Below are 23,791 nucleotides of genomic sequence, written 5' to 3'. Positions count from 1 at the left end.
AATCGCGGGGTCCCTCGACAGATGGACGACGCTCATCCCGGCGTTGACGCCTCCCGAGAGGCAACAACTTCATGATCACCGTGTCAGGGTCAGGGTGAGGGCCGCGGCCTAGGGGACGGTCAGGGTGAACTCGGCGGTTCGGACTTCGGCGTTCACCTGGAAGTCGAGGTAGAGGCGGTAGCGGCCCGGGCCGGGGGTGGTCAACCAGAACTTGATCTGACCGTCCACCAGCTCGGTCTCCGGGTGCACGTGCAGATAGCCGAGGTCGCCCTCACGCAACGCCACCAGGTGCCCGTACGCCCCGAGGTACCGCTCCAGCGGGGCTGCGCCGCCAGCACCGTCGACCCGGAAGGTCAGCGGCACTGTCGCCCCGGCCTGCGGAGTGCCCTGGTAGCCGACGGTGAAGCCGTCCACGGTCGTCGAGGTGGCCGGCGCCGGCAGTGGACGGGGCCGGTAGTCGCCGGGCGCCACCAGGTCCGTGCCGAGGGTCACCGCGGTCTGCGCGCCGTTGTCGGCGACCACTGTGAAATCGGCGTACGCGCGCCAGAGGCCGGGCTGCCCGAGGGTCAACGGCACCGACCAGGTGCCGTCCGCCGCCATGGTCGGGTGCAGATGCTGGTAACCGGTCAGGTCCCGCCGGACGACGATGAGGTGCATCGGCTTGTCGTGCACGATGGCGAACCGGGCCACCGGCCGACGTTGCGCGTCGCGCACCTGGAAGCGGAGCTGACCGGGGCGACCCGCCGCGAACTCGGTGGCCAGGGGCGCCAGGGTGAACCCGGCCGAGCTGACCGCCAGACCGCCCGGCTCGGTGGCCGCGCCCTGATCGGTGGCCGTGGCACTGCCGTGGTTGTGCGGCGCGACGCCCGGTGGGTCGGTGTGCTCGGCGGCCAACGACGGGCTGCCGGTGGCGGCGCCTGTGGTGTTCAGCCGGCCGAGGCCGAAGCCGAGCAGCACCGCCAGCACCAGCCCACCGACGACCAGCGCCAGCCGGAGAGTGCTCCGGTCCGGCTCGGCGGGGCCCTGGTCAGCCACGGCCGACGCCCCGCGCCCGGCCGGCCCCGCCGCCAGCGGTCCTGCCCGCAACGGTGCGCGCACGGGTGACGGGCTGCTGGTCGGTCATGCCGCCCACGGTACCGCCGCGCCCGGCCGGGCCAGGCCGACGCCCGGACAGCGTGGCGACTGTCGCACTCGGCACCGCCCGGGAACTTTCCCACCCGACCGGCGTAGACCGCGCCGCAGCGCCCGACAACGCGCCCGACCCCGGCACGGACCGCGCCGCAGCGCCCGACCCCGCCACGGACGCCGACGCAGACCGCGCCACAGCGCCCGATCCCGGCACGGACGGCGGCACGGACCCGAGCAGCGCCGAGGATCAGCGTGAGGGCAGCGGGTCAGCCGGCCACGGCGAGGGCGAGCGGGAGCACGTCGGTCGCGCCGGCCCGGCGTAGGGCCCGGGCTACCAGCGTCATCGTCCAGCCCGAGTCGATCAGGTCGTCGACGAGCAGCACCGGGCCGTCCAGCCCGGCCAGGGCGTCGGCCAGGTCGGTCGGCACGGTGAAGGTGTCGTGCAGCGCGCGTACCCGTTGGGCGCTGTTGCCGCGCGGCCCGGTCGGGCCGTCGGGGCCGGCCGTGGTGACCTCGCCGAGCAGCGGCAGCCGGCCCACGGTGGCGATCCGCTCGGCCAGGGAGCCGAGCAGCCGGGGCCGCCGTCGGGAACCGACCGCGACCACCGCCACCGGCCGACGGGGCCACGGGGAGTCGCCGTGCGCCCACGCCTTCAGCACCTCCACGACCGCGCCGGCGACGTCGTCGGGCACCGGCGCGTCCAGCGCTTCCGGGCCGACGAGAGCGCGCAGCCGGCCACCCCAGCCCAGGTCGGAGAGGCGCCCGACGGCCCGGCCCGGCAGCGCCTGCTCCGCGGGGGCGATCCGGCCCTTGAGGGGTACGCCCACCGCGTCGAGCCCGGTCGGCCAGAGCTTCTTCGGCGCGATCTCCACGCCGGGTCGCCCCAGGAAGGTCTGCGCGGCGGCGAGCGCGGCCGTCGACACGTCCGCGGCGAAGAGTGGGTCGGCGCACCTGTCGCATCGGCCGCAGTCGACCGCCTCGGTGTCGTCCAGGCGTTCCCGTAGATACCGCATCCGGCAGTCGGACGTCGTCGCGTACTCCCGCATGGCCTGTTGCTCGACGGTGCGCGCCTCGGCGACGCGGCGCAACCGGGCCTCGTCGTAGACCCACGGCTCGCCGGTGGCGAGCCAACCACCGCGCACCCGGCGGACCGCGCCGTCCACGTCGAGGACCTTGAGCATCAGCTCCAACCGGGCCCGGCGCAGGTCGACGAGGGGTTCGAGCGCCTGGGTGGAGAGCGGGCGGTCGGTGTGCAGGGCGGCCAGCACGGCCCGGACCTGCTGCTCCGGTGGGAACGCGAGCGAGGCGAAGTAACGCCAGATCGCGGCGTCCTCGACGCCGGGCAGCAGCAGCACCTCGGCGTGCTCGACGGCGCGGCCCGCGCGGCCGACCTGCTGGTAGTACGCGATCGGCGAGGGTGGCGCGCCGAGGTGGACGACGAAGCCCAGGTCGGGCTTGTCGAAGCCCATGCCGAGGGCGCTGGTGGCGACCAACGCCTTGATCTTGTTGTCGAGCAGGTCCTGTTCGGCGGCCCGCCGGTCGGCGTCGTCGGACTGCCCGCTGTACGAGGCGACCGGGTAGCCCCGGGAGCGCAGGAACTCGGCCGTCTCCCCCGCTGCCGCCACGGTCAGCGTGTAGACGATGCCCGAGCCAGGCAGCTGGTCCAGGTGGTCGGCGAGCCAGGCCAGCCGGTGCGCCGGGCTGGGCAAATCGAGCACCCCGAGGCGCAGCGACTCGCGGTCCAGGGTGCCGCGCAGGATGAGGGCGTCGCCCAGTTGCTCGGCGACGTCCTGGGTGACCCGGGCGTTGGCGGTGGCGGTGGTCGCCAGCACGGGGGTGCGCTCGGGCAGCTCGGCGAGGAACGTCCGCAGCCGCCGGTAGTCCGGTCGGAAGTCGTGCCCCCAGTCGGAGACGCAGTGCGCCTCGTCGACCACCAGCAGGCCGGTGGTCGCGGCCAACTTCGGCAGGACGCCGTCGCGGAAGTCCGGGTTGTTGAGGCGTTCCGGGCTGATCAGCAGCACGTCCACCGCGCCGGTCTGGATCTCGGCGGTGATCTCGTCCCACTCGTCGAGGTTCGCCGAGTTGATCGTGCGGGCCCGGATGCCGGCCCGCGCGGCGGCCTCGACCTGGTTGCGCATCAACGCCAGCAGCGGCGAGACGATGACGGTCGGCCCGGCCTGGTGGCCCTGCTCGCGGTCCCGGAGCAGGGCGGTGGCCACGAAGTAGACGGCCGACTTGCCCCAACCGGTGCGCTGGACGCAGAGCACCCGCCGCCGGTCGACGACCAGCGCCTCGATGGCGCGCCACTGATCCTCGCGCAGCCGGGCGTGGTCACCGGCCAGCCGGCGCAGCACCGCCTCGGCCCGTTCCCGTACCGCTGCCCGCTCTGCTGTCTCCACCCGGCATTTCTACCAGCGCCGGACGCTCACGCCCCGGTCCGCGCGAGAGGTTCCGGTCACGATCCGACCGGTGGCGGCGAAACGGGCACCGACGTCGGGGGCAGGAAGACCAGCAGCTCACGGAGAGGTTCGGTGGTGTTCGGGGGCAGCAGACAACGGCCCGCGAACTCTTCCATCGAGGCGTACGGGCCGCGCATCCAACGGTCCACCACGATCTGCCGGCACTGGTGCTCGGTCAGGCCGGGCAGCGTGGCGAGGACCTGCTCCGGAACGGCGTTGACATCGATCAGGCCGCCGTCGTCGAAGCTCCGGGCCAGGTCGGGTCGGCCGATGCTCAGCTCACCGCGCGCCGCCGGGTAGTGGTACAGCAGGTAGCGGGCGTGCTCCCGACGGACGCGCCGCTCGACGTCGACCCGATCGTCAGCGTTCACCCGCTGGCTGCCGGTGATCGCCGCCCAGAGGCCTCGACTGAGCAGGATCACGTGCACCGCCCCGACGACCCAGGTGATCAGCGCCAGGCCGAAGAACGAGAACGCGGTGACGCCCGGAACCTCGGCCTCCGGGTCCTCGACGTTGAGCAGGTTCACCTCGACGGTGATCAGGGCCAGGTAGCCGACGCCGGCGATGGCGAGGCGCCAGCTACGCCGCCAGACCGCATACGCGAGGATCACGACCCAGGTGAGGCAGCCGCCGGAGAGCAGGACGAGTGCCGTACCGACGATCGTGGCAGCCCGGCTCGCCCAGCGCGGCGGCGACGTCCTCGCGCGCTTTGCCCCGTCCAGGGGCGGCGGCGCGGTCACCAGGGTCGACAGGTCCGGCGGGGGGCCGTACACCGGGGACGGCTCCGGGGCGTGAGTCGACAGCGGCGGCGAGCTGACGGGTGGGGGGCCGGCCTGCGGCGGCACGGCCGCAGCTTCGGGCGGCGGCAGCCCCTTGGTCGACGGATCATCCGGTCGCGCTGGCGCTGTGGCCGGCGACCCGGAGGGTGGCCCGGCGGCGGGCGGTGTGGCGGGGGCCGGTGGCTCGGAGCTGGGCCTGGTTGCGTCGACGGCCGTCGACGGCAGTGACACGGCAGTGGGCGGCAGTAGCGCCGGATCGGCCCGTAGGACGCGGCGGTGCAGGTCCTGAAGAGCATCGCCAGGCTCGATGCCGTACTCGTCGGACAACAGGCCACGAAAGTCCCGGTACTCGGCCAGCGCCTCGGCCTGCCGCCCGCTGCGATGCAGCGCCAGCATCAACTGGTAACGCAGCCGCTCGCGCAGCGGGAACTCGGCGGTCAACTCGCGCAGCTCACCGACCATCTCCCCGTGCCCACCCAGGCGTAGCTCCAGGTCAGCCCAGCTCTCCAGCGCGGTGGCCCGCAGCTCCAGCCAACGCTGCCGGGCGGAGTCGAAGAACGGCCCGGCGAAGCCGCTGAACGGCTCGCCCTTCCACAACTCCAATGTGGCCTTCAGCTCGGTCACCGCCTCGGCCATCCGACCTTCGGCGCGGAGCCGCTCGGCCCGGCGGATCCCCCGCTCGAATCTGAGGGCGTCGACCGCGTCCGGCCCGAGCCGGAGCTGATAACCGGCGTCGGTGAGCGTCAGCACCTGACCGGGGCTACGCGGAGTGCGCTCGGGCTCCAGCACCCGACGCAGCCCAGCGACATATTTCTGCACCACGTTCGCACCGTTGGCCGGCGGCTCCTCGGGCCACACGGCGTCCACGATCTGCGTGGTGGTGACCGGACGGCCGCCGGAGAGCAGGAGCACGGCCAGGACGGCCCGTTGCTTGCCGGCCCCCAGGTCGAGATCCCGGTCGCCGTGCCAGGCCCGCTGGGGCCCGAGAATCTCGAAGCGCAGCTCACCTGACATGCGAGTTCCCGCTCCTGACGCCCCACTGCCGGCGCCCCGTCAGTGCACCGCCGTCGGACCGCAGCATATCGGCAGTGGTTCCGCCGTACCGCCCGGCAGCATCTGTCCCGGCAGAAGCCACGCACCGTCAAGGAAAGAGATTCGTGATGACGAACGGAACCGGCCCCACCGGCACCACCCGGCGGAAGTTCAGCACCCTGGTTGGCGTCATCGCCGCGACCACTCTGCTGGCCGGCTGCGGCCCGGATGCGTCCGGTCCCGCCGCTGGCGGCAGCCCGAGCCCGACCCCCACGCCGAAGGAGGCGCTGCTCGCCGCGGTGCCGGACGGCACCGAGGGCGCATTCCGGTTCACCGGGAAAGACTCCAGCTCGGACATCTCGGGTGTGGTGGACCCGGCCGCGAAGGGCATGGACCTCACCGCCGCGTACAAGGACCCGGAGCACGGCTTCACCACCCGGATGTCGTTCCTCCTGGTGAAGGAGCAGCTCTGGCTGAAGGTCAAGTTCACCGGCACCGAGGGGTTGACCGGGCTGCCGAAGCTGCCGAACCGCTGGATGGAACTGGACCGCGCCAAGCTGACCGATGGGGAAACCGCGCCGACGTACGAGGGCGCTGACGTCGGCAACGCCGGCCCGATCATCGAGGCCGCCACCTCGGTCGAGGCGAAGGGCGACCGGACGTACACCGGAGTCGTCGACCTGACCAAGGGCCAGGCCGGCGAGGCCGTCGGCGAGGAGGAGGTGGCGGCCCTGGGTGCGGCGGCCGGGCAGGTCCCGTTCACGGCCGTCGTCGGCCCCGACGGCAACCTCGCCTCGCTCACCCTGGCCATCCCCGCCGCCGGCAAGGCGAAGGCCTGGAATTACCTGGTGAAGTACACCGACTACGGCTCGGCGCCACAGCTCGCCGCGCCGACCGGGAGCGCGGCGCAGGAGGCGCCGAAGGCGGCCTACGAACTGCTCAACGGCTGACCACCAGGGGGTCGCGGCCACACGGGGAGCCGCGCCCCCCAACACCGTCGATCATGAAGTTGTCGCCGACCGGCACGACGTGTCGTGGCAACAACTACATGATCGACGGTGTGGTGGGTGGGGTCAGCGGCGTGGCGGGCGGAGGGCGCGGGTCAGGTGCGACAGCCGAGGGGCCAGGCTGGTCAGGCCTCCGGGGAAGAAGTAGACGGCCAGGATGAAGACCGTGCCCAGGACGAACAGCGGCTGGCTCAGCGGACGGCTGAGGACGGCCGGTAGGTTGTCCACCGCGTCGCTCGTGCCGAAGGCGGTGAGCCGGTGATCCAGGTACATGTAGAGGACGCCGCCGAGCACCGGCCCCCACCGGGTGCCCGGCCCGCCGAGCACCACCATGACCAGCAGCGACAGGGTCAGCTCGGAGGACGTGATGTGCGGCGACGCGCCGCCGACGATGAGGACGTAGACCACCCCGCCGGCCGACGCCAACCCGCCGGCCAGGGTGAACGCCACCAGCTTGTAGCGGTACGGGTCCAGCCCGAGCACGCCGATCCGCCGCTCGTCGTCACGCAGCCCGGCGAGCACCCGACCGGTCGGTGAGCCGCTCACCCGGTGCACCACGAAGACCACCAGGGTCAGGTACGCCAGCGCCAGCCAGTACAGGTTGACCGTGTTGGTCACCCCCACCAGCCCCGCGGGCAGCCCCGACACGTCCAGCGGCAGGCCCTCCTCGCCACCGGTGAGCCCGCCGAAGTCCCGGGCCACCAGGATCGCGCCCACCTGGGCGAAGGCCAACGTGACCATGGCGAACGCGATGCCCACCGTCCGCAACGCCACCGCGCCGAGCAGCGCGGCGAGGATGGTGCCGCCGGTGATGGTCAGCAGCGCCGCCTGCCACAGCGGCAGACCGGCCCGGGTGACCAGGATGTCGGTGCCGTAGACACCGGCGGCGAAGTACAGCGCGTGCCCGAAGGAGAGCATCCCGGTCCGGCCGAAGAGCAGGTCGTACCCGGCCGCCAGCCCACCGAAGATCAGGCAGATGGCGAGCAGTTGCAGGGTGCCGGGTGAGTTGACCGGCCCCTCGAAGATCCCCGGCAGGGAGATCGTCGAGTACGGCAGGATCGCCAGCACGACCAGTGCGACCAGCGGCAGGAACGGGCGGACCCGGTGCCACCGCCCTCGTTGCGGACTCAGTTCGTCGGGCACCTGTGCGCGAGGCGCGTCGATCACCGTCATGCCGTTGCCACCTTTCCGGCGATGCCCTGCGGGCGCAGCAGCAGCACCACGGCCAGCAGCCCGACCACGCAGATGTCGCCCAGCCCGGACGTGCCGTAGTAGTTGACGAACTGCTGCACCAGCCCGACCACGACCGCCGCGTACGCGGAGCCGACCACCGAGCCCATCCCGCCGATCACCACCACGATGAACGCGAAGATCAGCAGCGAGCCGCCCTGCCCGGGCGAGACGGTGCCGAAGTAGACCCCGCCGAGCGCGCCGGCGAGCGCGGCGGCCGCCCCACCGATCGCGAAGACCAGCGTGAACGCCTTGCGCACGTCGATGCCGAGCGCCGTCACCATCTCCCGGTTCTCCACCCCGGCCCGGATCACCAGGCCGTACCGGGTCCACCGCAGGAACGCCAGGATCGCGCCGAGCACCAGCACCGCCGCGATGATCAGCAGCAGGCCACCGTTGGGCACCTGGGCGCCGAAGATCCCGGTCACCTGCCGGGTCCAGTCCGGACGCGGGAACGGCCGGGCGTCCGCACCCCAGGTGGCCTGGAGCAACGCCACCCCGGCCAGCGACAGGCCGACGGTGACCAGCACCTGCTCGATGGTGCGGGAGTACAGCGGGCGGATCAGCACCAGCTCGACCAGGATCGCGACCAGCGTGCCGGCGGCCACCCCGAAGGCGACCGCGAGCACGAAGCCGAACCCGTCCGGGCCGGCGCCCGGCAGGTTGCCCGCCGCCCACCAGGTGCCGTACGCGCCGACACCGAGGAACAGCCCGTGCGCGAAGTTGAGCACGTCGGCCAGGCCGAAGACCAGGGACAGGCCGGAGGCGACCAGGAAGTACAGCGCCGCCAGACCGAGCCCGGTCAACGCCAACAGGATCACGGTGCCCATCAGTGAGACACCTCCGCCGAGCCGACACCGAGCAGCGACTTCGTCAACGCGGTCTCCAACAGCAACTCGTGGGCGTCGCCGGTCCAGGCCACCTTGCCGGCGGCCAGCACGACCGCGTCGCGGGCCAGTCGGCGTACGACGGCCAGGTTCTGCTCGACCAGCAGCACCGGCACCGACTCGGCGACCCGTTCCAACACCTCGGCCACCTCGGTCACCACCTTCGGCGCCAACCCCTTGGTCGGCTCGTCGACGAGCAGCAGCCGGTTGTCGTTGAGCAGCACCCGACCGATGGCGAGCATCTGCTGCTGCCCGCCGGAGAGCGAACCGGCCCGTTGCCGTCCGCGCCGGTCCAGCTCCGGAAAGAGCGCGAAGACCTTGTCGTACGCCGGGGTGGTGCCGCGCCGCTCGGCGAGCCGCAGGTTCTCCGCGACGGTGAGCCCGGCGAACACGCAGCGGTCCTCGGGCACGTAGCCGAGCCCACCGCGGACCAGCCGGTGCGTCGGCCGAGCCAGCAGGCTCTGCGCGCCCATCCGGATGGTGCCGCGAACCTCCCCGGCGGGCGGCGTGAGGCCGACGATCGCGCGCAGCGTGGTGGTCTTGCCGACGCCGTTGCGACCGAGCAGGACGGTCACGCCGGTCGGGGCGACCGTGAAGGACACCCCCTGGAGGATGTGCAGCCCGGAGATCCGGACCGACAACTCCTCCACACTGAGGACCGGTTCCATCAGAGCCGCCTCCGTTCGCGACTGCGGGGCTCGCGAACCCGGCTCATTCCTCGCGCTCACAGCGACTCCCCCAGGTATGCCTCTTGCACTGTGGGGTTGGCCATCACCGTCTCCGGGGTGTCGCAGGCCAGCAGCGCGCCGTGGTGCATGACGGCGATGCGGTCGGCGAGTTCCAGGATGACGTCCATGTGGTGTTCGACCATCAGCACCGCCCGGCCACTGTCGCCGGTCAACGACTTGATGACGGCGACCAGCTCCGGTACGTCCTCGGCGCTGACCCCGGCCATCGGCTCGTCCAGCAGCATCACCCGCGGTTCACCGGCGAGCAGCAGGGCGATCTCCAGCTTGCGCTTCTCGCCGTGGGCCAGGGTGCCGGCGAGGGCCGTACCCCGGTGGGCGAGGCCGACCCGGTCGAGCGCCGCGTCGGCGGCGGCGGCGACCTCCCGGTCGGCCGCCGCCCGCCGCCACAGCGCCATCGAGCCCCCGCGGTGCGCCTGTACGGCGAGCCGGACGTTCTCCCGCACGCTCAGCGATCCAAAGACCGAGGACGCCTGGAAGGTACGGCCCAGACCGAGGCGGGCCCGCCGATGCGGCGGAAGTGCCCCGATGTCCTGCCCGTCCAGAACGATCCGGCCCTCGGTGGCCCGGCGCAGACCGGTGATCAGGTTGAACAGTGAGGTCTTACCGGCGCCGTTCGGCCCGATGACGCCCAGGAACTCCCCGGGCGCCAGGTCGAGGTAGACGCTGTCGACGATGGCGACCTCACCGATCCGCCAGGTCAGACCGCGGGTGGCGAGCATGGTCAGCCCTTCATGGCCACGGCCGGCGGCGCGGTCTCGTCACCGGTGAGGCTCTTCTGCGCGGTAGCGGTGAACGCGGTGCCGCTGCCGGTCAGCTTGGCCTGGAACATCGGCTGGAGCAGCGCGTGGTCGGCGGCCCGGATGGTCATCTTGCCCTTGACCCCGTCGAAGCTCCAGCCCTCCAGGGCGGTGACCATCTTGTCGACGTCGTCCCCACCCTCCTGGGCGGCCCGGACCACCATCTGCGCGGCGGCGAAGCCGTCCGGGTGGAACAGGTCGATGGTGTTGACAGTGGCCTTCAGCGCCTTGCTGGCCTCGGTGTCGCTGGCACCGTCGAAGTAGTGCGACAGGAAGGAGATCTTCGCTCCGGCAGCACCGAAGGTCGGCCACGAGGCGCGGATGTCCAGGCCGGTGACGACAGTGGTGGACGAGAGGACGCCCTGCTGGTCGAGGGTCTGCCACATGGCCGGGGCGGTCGTGCCCGCCCACGCCACGAAGAGCAGGTCCGGCTTGGCGGCCTTGATCTGGCTGGCGAACGGGGTGAACTCGGTGGCACTGGCCGGGGCCCGGACGCTGCTCACGGTCGCCCCCGCACTGCCGATGACGGCCTTGACGGCAGCCTCGTTGGCGTCACCGAACGCGCCGTCCTGGGCGAAGACCACGACCTTCTTGCCGGTGGGGTCCCCGATGAACGACTTCGCGGTCACCACATCCTGGTAGGACTGCCGACCGGAACGGAAGGTGTACTTGTTCGCGCCGGTCACCGCGTCCGTGGCGGCCGGGCCGGAGATGAACAGCACCTTGTTCTGCGCCGCGATCGGGGCCACCTGGAGCGCCACACCTGAGGCGGTGGAGCCAGCGATGATCTTCGTGCCCTTGCCGATCAGGTCCTTCGCCGCGGAGACCGCCTTGGCCGGGTCGCCCGCGTCGTCGACCTCGGTCAGCTCGATCTTCCGGTCACCGACCTTGCCGGTGCCCTTGGTGGCGAAGTCCAGCCCCGCCTTGAACCCCTCGACGTACTGCTTTCCATAGCTGGCCAGGGCTCCCGACTGGGAGTACACCAGGCCGACCTTGACCGGCGCGGCACTGTCGCCGCCGCCGGTGGCGGTGTCCTGCGGGCTGCCACAGGCCGTGGCGGCCAGCGCCGCGGCCATCATCGTGGCGGCGGAGAGGAACGCCCGCCGCGTCGTCCGGACCGTCATTGCGACTCCACATGAGGACTCAGAGGGAGAGAACTTCTTCGTGACGGCTCACGCTAGAAGTGACGTCACCCACGAGCTATGTGGCAGAAACACACAAGTAACAGGAATGAGGTGGCCGGAGGTTACAACGGGCCGCACTACCAGCCGGAAGCCCACGCCCTCGATGGCCCGAACCCCCACGGACCGCCCGAGCCGTGTGTCGCCCCGCACCATTCGCCCGGTTCGGTCGGGGCCACCCCTTCAAGATCGTGCTCGATCCTGGTTGTAGTGGCCTCGAACGGCCACGACACCACTACTTCCTGGATCGAGTGCGATCTTGCGGGGGACCCGCCCGGACGTACCACTGGCCCGTCGTCCGGGTGGCGGACGACGGGCCAGCGTGTGGGCCGGGCGTGGTCGGCCCGGTGGCCGGCTCGGAGCGGATCAGCTCCGGGCCGAGATTTGGTCAGCGGCCGGCGAGGGCGGCGACGGCAGTGTCCGGGTGGTCGCTGAAGACACCGTCGAGGCCCAGGCCGAGGAAGAGTTCGTACTCGGCGGTGATGTCGCCGCGCGCGTTCGGGTCGGCGCCGATCCGGAAGTCCGCCGGAAGGAACTGGTTCTCGGCGCGGAACGTCCAGGAGTGCACGAGCAGGTGCTCCCGGTGCGCGTCGCGTACCACGTTGGTCGGGGCGAGCAGGGCGCCGGCGGCGTTCCGGGGGACGATCAGGTTCTTGTTCGCGCCGATGCCGTCGGCGTACCCGGCGATCCACTTCAGGCCGGCCGGCGTGACCAGATCCTGGTAGGTGCGGGCGTCACCGGCGACGGTGAAGTCGTACGGGCGGCCGGTCGCGTCGAGCAGTTGGACCAGCTTCACGTCGGTGAGCCGGCTCAGACGGCGCAGGTTGGCCGTCTCGAACGACTGGATGAAGACCGGCGAGTTCTTCCGGTCCAGCTTGTTCTGCCGCAGCACCCGCAGCAGCGGCTCCTCCAACGGCAGGTTGATCGAGGCGAAGTAGCTCGGATGCTTGGTCTCCGGGTAGATACCGATGGTGCGGCCCCGTGCCCGCCCCTCGGTCCGGGCCAGGTCGATGACCTCCTGGAGCGTGGGCACCTCGAAGCGGCCGTCGAAGGCGGTGTTCGCCACGCGTACCAGCGGCAGCCGCTCCTTGGCCCGCAGCGTCTTCAGCTCGGCGAGGGTGAAGTCCTCGGTGAACCACCCGGTCACCGCGACACCGTCGATGGTCTTCGTCGCCTTGCGGGCCGCGAACTCCGGGCGGGCCGCCACGTCGGTGGTGCCCGAGATCTCGTTCTCGTGCCGGGCGACCAGCACCCCGTCGGAGGTGGAGACCAGGTCCGGCTCGATGTAGTCGGCACCCATCCGGATCGCCAACCGGTACGCCTCCAGCGTGTGCTCCGGCCGGTAGCCGCTGGCGCCACGGTGACCGATCACGATTGGTCGGTCGTTGGCCCGGGAGCGGTCCGCGTTCGTGGCCGGTTCGGCGGCCGCGATGGTCGGCAGGGCCACGGCGGCAGCGAGCAGAACGCCGGCCACGCCGAGGGTCGAGAGGGTACGTCGCAACGCCGTCTCCTGTCATCGATGGTCCGGGTAAGCAGACCGCCCGTGATTTGCCAGGAGTTGGTCGATGGCTGGCCGGCAGATGAATCTCCGGAATGCCCGTTCCCACTCCAGGGCCGCGGGCGGACAGGAAGATTGTCTGGTGCGCCGGTTTTTCCGCAATCCCGTGCGGCTGGTGCCGTTCGCGTTCCTGGTGCCGATCCTGCTCGGTACCGGGTTGCTCATGACGCGCTGGGCGACCATCGAACACGTACGCCCACCCGTGGTCACCGCGCTCTTCACCTCCACCTCGGCCGTGTCGGTCACCGGCATGGCGATCACCGACACGCCGAACTACTGGTCCGGCTGGGGACTGCTGGTGATCACCCTGCTCACCCAGCTCGGCGGCCTCGGCATCCTGACCGTCGCGGCGTTGGTCATCCTGGTGGTCTCCAGCCAGCTCGGGTTGCGCAACCGGTTGCTGGTGCAGGCCGAGACGGGCGAGTTCGGCATCGGCGACGTGGGCCGGCTGCTCCGCCGGATCGCGCTGACCGTCTTCGCCTGCGAGGCGGTGATGACCGTGCTGGTCGCCGGTCGGCTCTGGCTGGCCTACGACTATCCCTTCGGGCAGGCCCTCTGGTCGGGCGTCTTCCACGCCGTGCAGGCGTTCAACAACGGTGGCTTCGCGCTCTACACCGAGGGCCTGCTGGCCTTCAGCCGTGACCCGTGGGTGTCGCTGCCCCTGGCGATCGGCGCGATCATCGGCGGCCTCGGGTTTCCCGCGCTCTTCGAGGCGGTCCGAGAGTGGCGGCAGCCCACCCGCTGGGCGGTGGCGACGAAGTTGACCATCTGGGGCAGCGCGGTGCTGCTGCTGGTCGGCTTCGCCGGCCTGCTCGCCGCCGAGTGGACCAACGCCAACACGATCGGCCAGTACGACGTACCCGGCAAGGTCCTCGCGTCGTTCACCCAGATCGCGCTGAGCCGCACCGGCGGATTCAGTGTCCTGAACATCGCCGACCTCCAGGAGGAGAGCTATCCCCTGCTGATCGTGCTGATGTTCATCGGCGGCGGCAGCGCCAGCACGGCCGGTGGCATCAAGGTCTCCACGTTCTTCCTGCTGGCGTTCACCATCTGGGCGGAGTTGCGGGGCGAGCCCGACGTGACGATCGGGCACCGGCGGGTAGCCACCGCGAGCCAGCGACAGGCCCTCACCGTGGCGCTGCTCAGCGTCGCATTGGTGACGGCCGGGACCATGCTGTTGCTGCTGCTCACCGAGGGCGTCCGCTTCGTCGCGGCCCTGTTCGAGATCACCTCGGCGTTCAGCACCACCGGTCTGACCATCGGTCTGGCCGCCGAACTGCCTGCCGGCGGCCAACTGGTGCTGACCGTGCTGATGTTCATCGGTCGGGTCGGGACGCTCACCCTGGGGTCGGCGATCGCCCTGAACACCCGACGCCGGCTCTACCGCTATCCCCAGGAGCAACCCATTGTCGGCTAGGGCGTGTTTCGGAAGTGTCGGCCGACCCGCACGTCGGAGACACGCCAGTGGAAGCAGGGAGGGCCGAGGTGTCGGCTAGACGCGCGGACAGCGGCGGCATCGTGGTGATCGGGCTGGGTCGATTCGGTTGCCACCTGGCCGGGTCGCTGACCCGGATGGGCCGGGAGGTGTTGGCCATCGACCGCAGCCCGGCGAAGGTGCAGCGCTGGTCGGCGCAGCTCGACCGGGTGGTTCAGGCCGACGCGACCGAGGAGGGGGCACTGCGGCAGCTCGGCATCACCAGTTTCGGGCGGGCGGTGGTGGCCATCGGGGCCTCGGTGGAGGCGAGTGTGCTCACCGTGTTGGCGCTGGTCGAGCTGGGTGTGCCCCAGATCTGGGCGCGGGCCACCTCGCAGAAGCACGCCAAGATCCTGGCGTCGGTGGGCGCGCACCACGTGATCTTTCCGGAGGCGGAGACCGGGGACCGGGTCGCGCACCTGATCGTCAGCCGGTTGCTCGACTTCATCGAGTTCGACGACGACTTCGCCATCGCCGCCGTCCGGGTGCCGGAGTCCCTGGTCGGGCGGACCCTGCTCGACCTGAAACCGGAGGAGCGCTTCGGGGTACGCGTGGTCGGCGCGAAGCTGCCGGGCGAACGCTTCCGGTACACCTCCGACGACACGGCGCTCCCCCAGGGCGGGGTGCTCATCGTCGAGGGTGGGATCGACCAGGTGCAGCAATTCGCGGGGATGCGCTGACCTGCTCCGCAGGGCGAGACCAATCGTGGCCGTCGGACCAACTGGTTCAACGGCCCCGAAGTGTGGCGACACGGTGTGGCCTGCTCACTTCCGGTGACCACGCGGCCCCTTGGTCACCTTCCCGCTTTTCCCGGACCACCACCGGCGGCCTTCGCGGGCTTCGGTGGGGCCTTCGCGGGCTTCGGCGGCTTGGCCTTCGACGCGCCGCCGCCCGAACCGGAACCGCTGGGCACCTTCGCTGCCTTCGGCGGAGCCTTCGTCGTGGCGGCCTTGCTCGGCGGGGCCGTGGACGGCGCACTGCCGGCGACGCCGGACACCCGAACCCCGCAGGTCGCCTCGCCGAGCCGGAACTCCACCGGCAACGGGTTCGCCCCGCTGTACTTACCCGTGAGGGTCACCTTCTCGGCCGCACCGGGGGCCAGCGTGGTGCGCTGGGCCGCCGGTCGGATCAGCACCGTGCTCCCCTGCTGGTGAACCGGCGCGGGCTCCGCCTTCGTCACCTTCTGCTGCCCCGGGAAGGTGAAGCTCATCGCCCAGTCCCGCAGCTCACGGCCACCGGTGTTGGTCAGGGTCAGTTCGGCGGCGAACTCGGTCCCGGAGTCGGTGCGCAAGGCGTACGCCACCTCGCAGGGCGCCGCCGCCGGCAGACCCATCCGAGCCTCGGTCGTCGGCCGGTCCCCGCCACTGGCCGGGCTGCGCGAGGTGAACCCCCACATGGCCCCGGTGACCGCGATCAGCCCGACGGCGGCCACTCCGGCCTCCACCCGCCGGCGCCGGGTCACCCGCTGCTGCGTCCGACGGTTGCGGGTCCGCGACAGCGGCAACGCGTCGGTCGCCGCCGACCAGGGCAGGATCGTGGTACGCGCACTGCCGAGCATGGCCGCGTCCAGCGGCCCGGCGGCCGGGGAGACCGGCACCGCCGCGAGCATGCCGGCCGCCTCGGCGAGCGTCCGGGTCAGCTCGGCGGTGGCGGGCCGGTCGGCGGGCCGCTTGGCCAGGCAGCGTCCGACCAGGTCGGCCACCCCGTCGGGCAGCCCCGGGACGGTGGGCATCGGCTCCGGGTCGTTGTACATGTGGGCGCGCAGCATCTGGGTGGTCGTGCTGGCCAGCCACGGAAGTCGGCCGGTGAGCATCCGGTAGAGCAGCAGCCCTACGGCGTACACGTCGGTGGCCGGGGAGACCTGGCCGTTGTCCAGCCGCTCCGGGGCAAGGTACGCGGGAGTGCCCAACAGCGCGCCGTCCGGGCCCTTCTCGCTCTCCCCGACGAGCGCGGAGATGCCGAAGTCGACCACCTTGACCCCGGTCGAGGTGAGCATGACGTTGCCCGGGGTGACGTCGCGGTGCACCACCCCGCGAGCGTGCGCGGTGGCCAGCGCTGAGCTGACCTCGGCACCGATGGTCACCGCCTCCCGCCACGGCAGTTGGCTCTCCCGACCCAACCGGCTGGCCAGCGAAGCGCCGTCGACCAGCTCCATCACCACGTACGGCACGGTCAGACCGACCTGCTCGGACTCGCCGTAGTCGTACACGTTGGTGATGTTGGGGTGGCAGAGCCGCGCGGCGGCCTGCGCCTCGATCCGGATGCGGTGACGGAAGGCCCGGTCGCTGGCCAGCCGGGAGGCCAGCACCTTCACCGCGACCTGGCGGCCGAGCACCTCGTCGTAGCCACGCCAGACCACCGACATGCCGCCCGCGCCGAGTTGCTCGATGAGCCGGTACCGCTCATCGAGCAGTTGCGCGCCGTTTCGGTCCCCACCACCCATGGTGAGCGATGTTGCCCAGGATCGGCCGGCCTACACCTGGGGTATCGGAATCGGTCAGAATTGTCACCCGATCAGGCAGTGGCCAGCAGTTGGTCCACCGGGGCGTAGTCGTCGGTCAACACCATCGCCTGACCGACGAAATCCGTCAGCGCCGCACCGGACAGCAGGCTGACCTTCGGGTCCACCTGGGCCAGCCGGGCCCGGACGGCTTCCAGCGGCAACGGCGCGTCGGAGCCGACGATGAGGAAGTTGGAGCCCTGCTCCTCGGCGAGCGCTTCCGGCGGCGCGATCAACGCGACGTGCCCGAACTCGGCGGCCACCGTGGCCAACTCGGCGCGGATGAACCGCAGCGGCGGGTAGTCGATGACGTTCTGCACGTACACGCCGCCGGGGCGGGTCACCCGCCGGACGTCGGCGGCCATCTCCCGGGTGGCCAGGTGCCAGGGCACCACCAGGTGCCCGAACGCGTCGCCGACCACCAGGTCACGGCTGTCGGTCGGCTCGCCGGCAACCAGCATCCGGGCGTCCCCCACCACCGCCCGCAGCTCCGGCCCCGTCCGTACGCCCAGCTCCTGCTCACCCAGCTCGACCAGCCCGCCGTCGATCTCGAACACCAGGTTGTCGGTGCCCGGCCGGGTCGCGGTCAGGTAGCGCGGCACGGTGAAGCCACCGCCGCCCAGGTGCAGCGCGTCCAGGCGCTGACCGGCCGGCGCGGCGACGTCGGCGACCGCGCCGATCCACTTCGTGTACGCGTACTCCAGGTGTTTCGGGTCGGTGAGGTCCACGTACGAGTGCTGGGCGGAGTTGAGCAGCAGCGTCCGTCCGCTGGGCCGGGCGGGGTCCGCGGTGACCCGGGCGCAGTGGTACGCCGTCTCGATGTCGCACGGGTTGGGCGCCACGGTGGTCAGTCCCGCCCCGGCCAGGCCGAGCACGGCCAGCGCGGCCCGGGCCCGGGCCGGACCGGGCAGCTCGGTGGGCTCCTGCCGGCGCAGGTACCAGCCGAGGCCGATGCCGACCAGCCCGAGCGCGAGCGCCAGGGCCAGCAGGATGACGGTGCTGCGCAGCGCGGCGACCAGCACGAACCCGGTGAGCAGGGTTGCGGTGATGCCGCCCAGGGTGCCGATCCCGGAGAGTCGACCGACCACCTGGCCGGTGCGGCGCAGGTCGGCGAGCTGGAGTTTCACGACCAACGGGGTGACCGCGGCCAGCAGCGCGGCCGGCACGAACACCGCCAACGCGACCAGCAGCAGGATGCCGCTGGCCGCACCACCGCGCAGCACCTCACCGGCGTACCGGACGACGGGCAGGGTGATCGCGGTGGCGATGCCGGCCAGCACCAACGCCGGTGCCAGCAGACCCCGCGGGTTGCGCCGGTCGGCCAGCCAACCACCGGACCACGCCCCGTACGCGATCGCGGCCAGCGCGATGCCGATCACCGAGCTGGTCACCTGAAGGGTCACCCCGACGTACGGGCCGACCAGGCGCAGGGCGACGGTCTCCAGCACCAGCACGGCGCCGCTGGAGAAGAAGACCAGGAAGGCGGCCAGGCCGTTGGGCAGCGCCCGGCCGGTGACCGGCACGGGCGGGGCCGGGGGTGCCGGCACGGCCGCTACGTCGGACGGTGGGGAGCTCATCGTCGCGATGGTACGCAGCGAAGCTGGTGCTTCGGGTCAGTACATCGAGAGATGAACATGGTTCGTGTGGGACGCCGCCGGAGAGCCGCTTCCACTGTACGAGCGCCAACCGGTGCCGGGATGCCAGATCTGCCGGTACCAGATCACGTAGAGCACGCCCAGCCGGTCGGCGTTGCGCACGTGCCAGGCGGCCAGGCTGTCCCCGTACGCCTTGTCGCCGCCGGTCGCGTTCTTGTCCTCGAAGCCGTTCGTGGCGGCCGAGAAGTCGCAGGCCCGGCCCTTCGGATGCTCGCCGCTGCCACCGCTGCGCTTGCAGGAGACGTGCCGCTTGTAGCCAGCGGCCTGGGTCTGCTTGAGCGCGTTGAGGGTGCGCGGAGTGATGCACCCGGAGGTGGTCGGGTCCTTCACCGAGCAGGATTCCGACGGCCACGACCCGTCGGAGTTACGCGGCGCCGGCTTCGCCGAGCTGGAGCTGCCACCGCTGAAACCGTTGCTGCCGCCGGAGCTGACCTCGGCCAACGCCTCCTCGGCTTCCTTCTTCTTCTTCGCCATCACGGCGAGTTGCTTCTGCTGCTCGCGGACCTCGGCGTCGATGGCGACCTTGGCCTGCTGCGCCTGCTGCCGGGCTTCGGTGAGGTCACGCAGCCGCTTGCTGTCCCGCTGGGCCATCAGGTCGAGGTCGCCCGCGCGTTGCAGGAACGCCTCCGGCGTGGCGGTGTTGAGCAGCATCGAGACGGCGCTCAGCCGACCCACCCGGTACGACTGGGCGGCCACCTCGCCCACCTGGCTGCTGAGCCCGACCAGCCGACCCTCCAGCGTCGTCAGCTCGCCGGTCAGCGCCGTCTGGCGACGCTTGGAGTTGTCCAGCTTGGCCTTGGCCTCGATGTGGCCCTTGGCGGTCAACTCCAGCGCGTCCTGCAACTTCTTGCTGCCGCCCTCGCCAGGCTCCGCGTACGCGGGCACGCCGGCACCGCCGAGCACCAGCGCGACGGCGGCGAGCACTGCGAACAGAGCGCGGCGACCGAGCCGCGGGCTGAGCCTGGTCCTGGGCACGAAAGCGTCCTTCCGTCGACCGCCGGCCCCCGATGAACACTGCACGGCGGCGCCGGTCGGCGGCCTGCTGGCGGAGACCGCCGGTCACGATACCGGATCGTGGGCCGGTGACCAGCCCGCTGACCCTCGGGCCGCCTGGATGTCGACGGAGCGTCCCAACGTGGTCGCGCAGCGCGCGGATCAGGTGCTCAGGAGCGCGTCGCGCACCTCGGCCCAGACCTGCTCGTTGGCCGCGACGAGCAGACCGCGGCCGTCGTCGGCGGGGTGGTAGTCGACGCCGTCGAACCGGCGGGCGACACCCCCGGCGGCGCGGACCAGCACGGTGCCCGGGGCGTGGTCCCAGGGCAGGGTGCGCCAGAAGAGGACGAACTGCTGCTCGCCGGTGAGGATGTCCAGGTACTCCCGACCGGCGCAGTGCTGGCCGGGCAGCAGCTCACCGAGTTGCCGACCGCCGGCGCGGACCCGGTCGCGGGTCTCCGGCGGCAGGAACTTGGTCATCGCCGCGCCGCGCAGCTCGCCGAGCGGCGGCACCGAACCCGAGCCGTCCACCGGCCGACCGTCGAGCAGGGTGCCCTCGTCCGCCGAGCCAACGGCGAGAGTGCCGGCGAGCGGGTCCAGGATCCAGCCGGCGGTCGGCCGCCCGTCGGTCAGCAGCGACACCATCAGGGCGAACGGCCGGCGGCCGGCAGCGAAGTTGGCCGTCCCGTCGACCGGGTCGACCAGCCAGACGTCCCCGCCGTCGCGGAGGTGCCGCAGCAACCCCGGATCGTCGGCGACACCCTCCTCGCCGACCACCATCGAGCCCGGCCGCAGCCGGCGCAGCCCCGCCGAGAGCAGCTCCTCGGCCCGGCGGTCAGCGACCGTGACCACCTCGCCGGGCGCCTTCTCCGACACGTCATCGTCGTCGAGCTTGCGGAACAGTGGCAGCACGACCTGGTCGGCGGCCTCCCAGAGCAGGCCACCGACGTCGTCCAGCAGGGTGTCAGCCACGCGGCGGCAGCTTGACCACGCTGACGAAGAACTCGTCGATCTGACGGACCACCGAGATGAAGCGCTCGAAGTCCACCGGCTTGGTCACGTAGGCGTTGGCGTGCAGCTGGTAGCTGCGCAGGATGTCCTCGTCGGCCTGCGAGGTGGTGAGCACCACCACCGGGATCCGGCGCAGGTCCTGGTCCTTCTTGATCTCTTCCAGCACCTCCCGGCCGTCGCGCCGGGGCAGGTTGAGGTCGAGGAGGATCAGATCGGGCGCCACCGCGTCGGCGTACTGGCCTTCCCGGCGCAGGTAGGCGAGCGCCTCGGCCCCGTCGGAGACGACGGTCAGCCGGTTACGCAGCTTGTGCTCCTCGAACGCCTCCTGGGTCATCAGCACGTCACCCGGGTCGTCCTCGACGAGCAGGACCTCGATCGGGCTCTTGCCATCCGCCGGCGCGGTCATCCCACCGTCTCCCTCATGTCACCCGTTCTACCGCTTTCCAGCGTCCCGTCGGCCCGGTCCGGCTGGTCCGGTCCGTCGCCCTGCTCCGTCTGCGCTGCCGGAGCCTCGGTCGAGGGCGTCGCGTCGCCCACGCTCGGACCGTCCGGCTCCCCTGCGGAATCGGCGGCGGCAGCCGCCGCGACGTCCTCGGGAAGTGCCGGCAGCGTGAACCGGATCGCGGTGCCCTCCGGCACGTCGGTGTCCACCCAGACGCGGCCGCCGTGGTACTCGACGATCTTCTTGACGATCGCCAACCCGATGCCGGTGCCCGGGTACGCGTCCTTCGAGTGCAGCCGCTGGAAGATCACAAAGATCTTGTCGGCGAACTCCGGCTCGATCCCGATGCCGTTGTCCTGGCAGGTGATCTCCCACTCGGCGCCCACCAACCGGGCCGAGACGTGCACCTTCGACGGCACATCCGGACGACGGAACTTGATCGAGTTGCTGACCAGGTTGGCCAGCAGATTGGTGAGCAGCGGTTCCTCACCCGAGATCACCGGCAGCTCGTCCCAGGTCAACTCGGCGTCCGCGTACTGCCTGGCGGCCTCGGTCTGGCCGGCCACGTCGCCCATCACCTTGTTGAGGTCGACCTCGACGAAGCCGGTGGTGAGCCGCCCGATCCGGGAGAACGCGAGCAGGTCGTTGATCAGGCGCTGCATCCGTTGCGCGCCGTCCACCGCGAACGCGATGTACTGGTCGGCCCGCTCGTCGAGCTGCCCGGCGTAACGGCGCTGGAGCAGCTGGCAGAAGCTGGCGACCTTACGCAGCGGCTCCTGCAGGTCGTGCGAGGCCACGTACGCGAACTGCTCCAGGTCGCGGTTGGACCGGGTCAGCTCCTCGGCCTGCTTCTGAAGCTGGCTGTTGACCCACTCGATGCGCTCGCGGGCGGCCCGGACCTCGGCCAGGTCGGCCGCGATCTTCTGCCGCATCGCGTCCACGTCCTCGCCGAGCTGGATGAACTCCGGCGGGCCGACGGTGGCGATGCGGTGCTGGTAGTCGCCCTCGGCGACCTCGCGGACCTGGGTGGCGAGGCCGGTCAGCGGCCGGACCACCATCCGGTCCAGCGACAGCAGCAGCACCGCACCGGCCACGACCACCACCAGGGCGGCGACGATCAGCAGGACGACCAGCACGTTGCTGCTGGTACGCACGTTGGTGGCGGTCTGCTCCCGGGCGGCCAGGACCTCCGCCTGGAGGTCGTTCACCGCCGAGCGCACCTCGTCGAACTGTTGCCGGGCCGCTTCGGTGACCAACGCCTGGCCGGCGGTGGTGCCGCTCTGCTCGGTGGTGGCGATCACCGGCTCCGCGACCGACCGTCGCCACTGCGTGACACGCTCCTCGACAGTCCGCAGCTCCTGGCTGATCTCTGGATAGTCGTCGAGCAGCGTCCGCATCGAGGCGATGACGCTCTGCTCCTGGGCGAGCCCTTCCCGGTAGGGGTTCAGGTCGTCCTGATCACCGCTGACCGCGTACCCGCGGATCGCCGTCTCCTGGTCGAGCAGCGCGTTGAGCAGTTCCTGGGACTGCACCCGCAACGGGCCGGTCTCGTTCAGGACCGCGTCGATCTGGGTGCGGTTGCGGGCCGCCATCGCCGCTTCCGCACTGGCCAGCCCGATCAACAGGAAGCCCACGACGGTGAGCAGGGTGATCACCCGGCGGCGGAGACTCCAGCCGCCGACCATCGGCCTCACCGGCCACCGCCCCGGCTGACCAGCAGCATGGCCACGTCGTCGGAGAGCGGGCCACCGTTGAGCCGCTCGGCCCGCCCGACCAGCCAGGCCGGCAGCTCCGGCAGCGACACCGAACGGTTGTCCGGCTCGTCCAGCAACCCGCTGAGGCCCGGCACGTCGAGCCGTTCGTCGCCGGCACCCACCCGCCCCTCGATCAGGCCGTCGGTGTACATCAGCAGGGACCAGTCATCAGTGTCGAACTCCAGGTCGTAGGCGATCGGCCGGCGAGGTCGTACGCCCAGCAGCCGGCCGCCGGGCGCGGGCACCGGGGAGACCCGGCCGCCGGAGAGCAGCAACGGTGGTGGATGCCCGGCCAGTCGGACGGTGGCCCGGTTGGCGTCCAGGTCCAGTCTGACGGTGGCCACCGTCGCGAAGATTTCCTGGAGGCGGCGCTCACTCATCAGCACCTGCTCCAGCGCGGGCAGCACCTCGTCGTCCGGCACTCCGGCGAGCACCAGGGCGCGCCAGGCCACCCGCAGCTCGACCCCCAGCGCGGCTTCGTCCACCCCGTGCCCGCAGACGTCGCCGACGATCAGGTTGAGGCAGTCCGGATCGGTCTGCACCACGTCGAAGAAGTCTCCGCCGATCAACGCGGCGTGCCGGCCCGGCCGGTAGAAGGTGTGCACCGCGACCTGGTCGGTCGTCATCAGCGGTTGGGGCAGCAGACCGCGTTCCAGTCGAGCCGACTCGGCCTGGCGCAGCTCGACCTCGCGCAACCGGCGGGCGTTCTCGTCGGCGCGCTTACGCTCCACGGCGTAGCGCAGCGCCCGGGTCAGCAGCACCCCGTCGACCTGGCCCTTGACCAGGTAGTCCTGGGCACCCTCGGCGACCGCCACGACGCCCAGGTGCTCGTCCGTGCGGCCGGTCAGCACACAGACCGCGGCGCCGCTGGACATCTCCAACACCTGGCGCAGCCCGTCCAGCCCCTGCGCGTCGGGCAGGCCCAGGTCGAGAAGGACGCAGTCGACGTCGCTGATCCGCTGTCGCGCCTCGCGGAGGCTGGTGGCGACCAGCAGGTCGATCATCGAGTTCGTCTCGGCAAGCAGCTCACCGACCAGGAAGGCGTCGCCCTCGTCGTCCTCCACCAGCAGCACCCGCAGCCGCTCACCCGGCGGCAGGTTGGCGTGCCGCGCCAGGCCACCGTGCGGGTACGGCACAACTGGGGAACCGGCCGAG

Annotated in this window: 19 protein-coding genes; 3 read left to right on the top strand and 16 right to left on the bottom strand. The window is 71.6% G+C overall.

Annotated features, from left to right (window positions below; translation table 11 throughout):
* Nucleotides 1-108: 108 nt before the first annotated feature.
* From ABTW72_RS12390 to ABTW72_RS12380, 3 genes are all read right to left on the bottom strand, one after another.
* Nucleotides 109-1,035, bottom strand: coding sequence for a DUF8832 domain-containing protein (locus ABTW72_RS12390; RefSeq protein ID WP_350857767.1), 927 nt, complete (start codon nucleotides 1,033-1,035; stop codon nucleotides 109-111).
* Nucleotides 1,036-1,394: 359 nt separating this feature from the next.
* On the bottom strand, nucleotides 1,395-3,527 hold the full coding sequence (locus ABTW72_RS12385; RefSeq protein ID WP_350857764.1) for a RecQ family ATP-dependent DNA helicase: 2,133 nt from the start codon (nucleotides 3,525-3,527) through the stop codon (nucleotides 1,395-1,397).
* Between the two features lie 56 nt (nucleotides 3,528-3,583).
* Nucleotides 3,584-5,380, bottom strand: a complete 1,797-nt coding sequence (locus ABTW72_RS12380; RefSeq protein WP_350857761.1) for an AfsR/SARP family transcriptional regulator — start codon at nucleotides 5,378-5,380, stop codon at nucleotides 3,584-3,586.
* A 146-nt stretch (nucleotides 5,381-5,526) separates the two neighbouring features.
* On the opposite strand from ABTW72_RS12380, the gene ABTW72_RS12375 reads away from it, so the two are divergent.
* On the top strand, nucleotides 5,527-6,348 hold the full coding sequence (locus tag ABTW72_RS12375; RefSeq protein WP_350857758.1) for a hypothetical protein: 822 nt from the start codon (nucleotides 5,527-5,529) through the stop codon (nucleotides 6,346-6,348).
* A 123-nt stretch (nucleotides 6,349-6,471) separates the two neighbouring features.
* Here the strand turns inward: ABTW72_RS12375 and ABTW72_RS12370 are convergent, their stop codons facing one another.
* From ABTW72_RS12370 to ABTW72_RS12345, 6 genes are all read right to left on the bottom strand, one after another.
* Nucleotides 6,472-7,578, bottom strand: coding sequence for a branched-chain amino acid ABC transporter permease (locus ABTW72_RS12370; RefSeq protein ID WP_350857755.1), 1,107 nt, complete (start codon nucleotides 7,576-7,578; stop codon nucleotides 6,472-6,474).
* Complete coding sequence (locus ABTW72_RS12365) at nucleotides 7,575-8,465, bottom strand: branched-chain amino acid ABC transporter permease (RefSeq protein WP_112584735.1); 891 nt, start codon at nucleotides 8,463-8,465, stop codon at nucleotides 7,575-7,577. Before ABTW72_RS12365 ends, ABTW72_RS12370 begins: the two co-directional genes overlap by 4 nt.
* Complete coding sequence (locus ABTW72_RS12360) at nucleotides 8,465-9,190, bottom strand: ABC transporter ATP-binding protein (protein WP_350857752.1); 726 nt, start codon at nucleotides 9,188-9,190, stop codon at nucleotides 8,465-8,467. Before ABTW72_RS12360 ends, ABTW72_RS12365 begins: the two co-directional genes overlap by 1 nt.
* 56 nt (nucleotides 9,191-9,246) lie before the next feature.
* Entirely contained in the window at nucleotides 9,247-9,990 is a 744-nt protein-coding gene (locus ABTW72_RS12355) for an ABC transporter ATP-binding protein (RefSeq protein WP_112584733.1), read from the bottom strand.
* Nucleotides 9,991-9,992: 2 nt separating this feature from the next.
* A complete protein-coding gene (locus tag ABTW72_RS12350; RefSeq protein WP_350857749.1) occupies nucleotides 9,993-11,192 on the bottom strand; it encodes a substrate-binding domain-containing protein in 1,200 nt (399 codons plus the stop codon).
* A 445-nt stretch (nucleotides 11,193-11,637) separates the two neighbouring features.
* Nucleotides 11,638-12,750: a glycerophosphodiester phosphodiesterase gene (locus ABTW72_RS12345; RefSeq protein WP_350857746.1), complete on the bottom strand. Its 1,113-nt coding sequence runs from the start codon at nucleotides 12,748-12,750 to the stop codon at nucleotides 11,638-11,640.
* Between the two features lie 139 nt (nucleotides 12,751-12,889).
* Between ABTW72_RS12345 and ABTW72_RS12340 the strand changes: the two genes are divergently transcribed.
* Nucleotides 12,890-14,224, top strand: a complete 1,335-nt coding sequence (locus ABTW72_RS12340) for a TrkH family potassium uptake protein (protein WP_350857743.1) — start codon at nucleotides 12,890-12,892, stop codon at nucleotides 14,222-14,224.
* A gap of 68 nt (nucleotides 14,225-14,292) precedes the next feature.
* The gene (locus ABTW72_RS12335; RefSeq protein ID WP_350857740.1) at nucleotides 14,293-14,961 is read left to right on the top strand and encodes a potassium channel family protein; all 669 of its coding nucleotides are present in this window, start codon (nucleotides 14,293-14,295) and stop codon (nucleotides 14,959-14,961) included.
* 113 nt (nucleotides 14,962-15,074) lie between these two features.
* On the opposite strand, the gene ABTW72_RS12330 is transcribed toward ABTW72_RS12335, so the two are convergent.
* The 7 genes from ABTW72_RS12330 to ABTW72_RS12300 form a co-directional block, all read right to left on the bottom strand.
* On the bottom strand, nucleotides 15,075-16,724 hold the full coding sequence (locus ABTW72_RS12330) for a protein kinase domain-containing protein (RefSeq protein ID WP_350857737.1): 1,650 nt from the start codon (nucleotides 16,722-16,724) through the stop codon (nucleotides 15,075-15,077).
* Nucleotides 16,725-16,795: 71 nt separating this feature from the next.
* Nucleotides 16,796-18,358 (bottom strand): fused MFS/spermidine synthase, encoded by a 1,563-nt coding sequence (locus tag ABTW72_RS12325; RefSeq protein ID WP_350857734.1) that lies wholly within the window; start codon nucleotides 18,356-18,358, stop codon nucleotides 16,796-16,798.
* Between the two features lie 36 nt (nucleotides 18,359-18,394).
* A complete protein-coding gene (locus ABTW72_RS12320; protein WP_350857731.1) occupies nucleotides 18,395-19,411 on the bottom strand; it encodes a coiled-coil domain-containing protein in 1,017 nt (338 codons plus the stop codon).
* 180 nt (nucleotides 19,412-19,591) lie between these two features.
* Nucleotides 19,592-20,401 carry an inositol monophosphatase family protein gene (locus ABTW72_RS12315; RefSeq protein ID WP_350857728.1) on the bottom strand — a complete coding sequence of 270 codons (810 nt, stop codon included), beginning with the start codon at nucleotides 20,399-20,401 and terminating at the stop codon, nucleotides 19,592-19,594.
* On the bottom strand, nucleotides 20,394-20,846 hold the full coding sequence (locus ABTW72_RS12310; protein WP_030491688.1) for a response regulator: 453 nt from the start codon (nucleotides 20,844-20,846) through the stop codon (nucleotides 20,394-20,396). The genes ABTW72_RS12315 and ABTW72_RS12310 overlap by 8 nt, the downstream gene beginning before the upstream one ends.
* Nucleotides 20,843-22,576: a sensor histidine kinase gene (locus tag ABTW72_RS12305; protein WP_502892187.1), complete on the bottom strand. Its 1,734-nt coding sequence runs from the start codon at nucleotides 22,574-22,576 to the stop codon at nucleotides 20,843-20,845. Before ABTW72_RS12305 ends, ABTW72_RS12310 begins: the two co-directional genes overlap by 4 nt.
* Nucleotides 22,573-23,772: a PP2C family protein-serine/threonine phosphatase gene (locus ABTW72_RS12300; protein ID WP_350857725.1), complete on the bottom strand. Its 1,200-nt coding sequence runs from the start codon at nucleotides 23,770-23,772 to the stop codon at nucleotides 22,573-22,575. Before ABTW72_RS12300 ends, ABTW72_RS12305 begins: the two co-directional genes overlap by 4 nt.
* Nucleotides 23,773-23,791 lie beyond the last annotated feature (19 nt).

It is taken from the genome of Micromonospora sp. NPDC127501 (assembly GCF_040302185.1).
In the GTDB taxonomy this organism is placed as follows: Bacteria; Actinomycetota; Actinomycetes; order Mycobacteriales; family Micromonosporaceae; genus Micromonospora.
The sequence above is the reverse complement of the archived record's forward strand: the minus strand, read 5'-3'. Positions and strand labels throughout refer to the sequence as shown.

Coding starts and splice junctions, on each gene's coding strand:
- ABTW72_RS12360 (WP_350857752.1), bottom strand. CDS start 9,190: ATGGAACCGGTCCTCAGTGTGGAGGAGTTGTCGGTCCGGATCTCCGGG.
- ABTW72_RS12365 (WP_112584735.1), bottom strand. CDS start 8,465: ATGGGCACCGTGATCCTGTTGGCGTTGACCGGGCTCGGTCTGGCGGCG.
- ABTW72_RS12380 (WP_350857761.1), bottom strand. CDS start 5,380: ATGTCAGGTGAGCTGCGCTTCGAGATTCTCGGGCCCCAGCGGGCCTGG.
- ABTW72_RS12370 (WP_350857755.1), bottom strand. CDS start 7,578: ATGACGGTGATCGACGCGCCTCGCGCACAGGTGCCCGACGAACTGAGT.
- ABTW72_RS12325 (WP_350857734.1), bottom strand. CDS start 18,358: ATGAGCTCCCCACCGTCCGACGTAGCGGCCGTGCCGGCACCCCCGGCC.
- ABTW72_RS12355 (WP_112584733.1), bottom strand. CDS start 9,990: ATGCTCGCCACCCGCGGTCTGACCTGGCGGATCGGTGAGGTCGCCATC.
- ABTW72_RS12330 (WP_350857737.1), bottom strand. CDS start 16,724: ATGGGTGGTGGGGACCGAAACGGCGCGCAACTGCTCGATGAGCGGTAC.
- ABTW72_RS12310 (WP_030491688.1), bottom strand. CDS start 20,846: ATGACCGCGCCGGCGGATGGCAAGAGCCCGATCGAGGTCCTGCTCGTC.
- ABTW72_RS12375 (WP_350857758.1), top strand. CDS start 5,527: ATGACGAACGGAACCGGCCCCACCGGCACCACCCGGCGGAAGTTCAGC.
- ABTW72_RS12350 (WP_350857749.1), bottom strand. CDS start 11,192: ATGACGGTCCGGACGACGCGGCGGGCGTTCCTCTCCGCCGCCACGATG.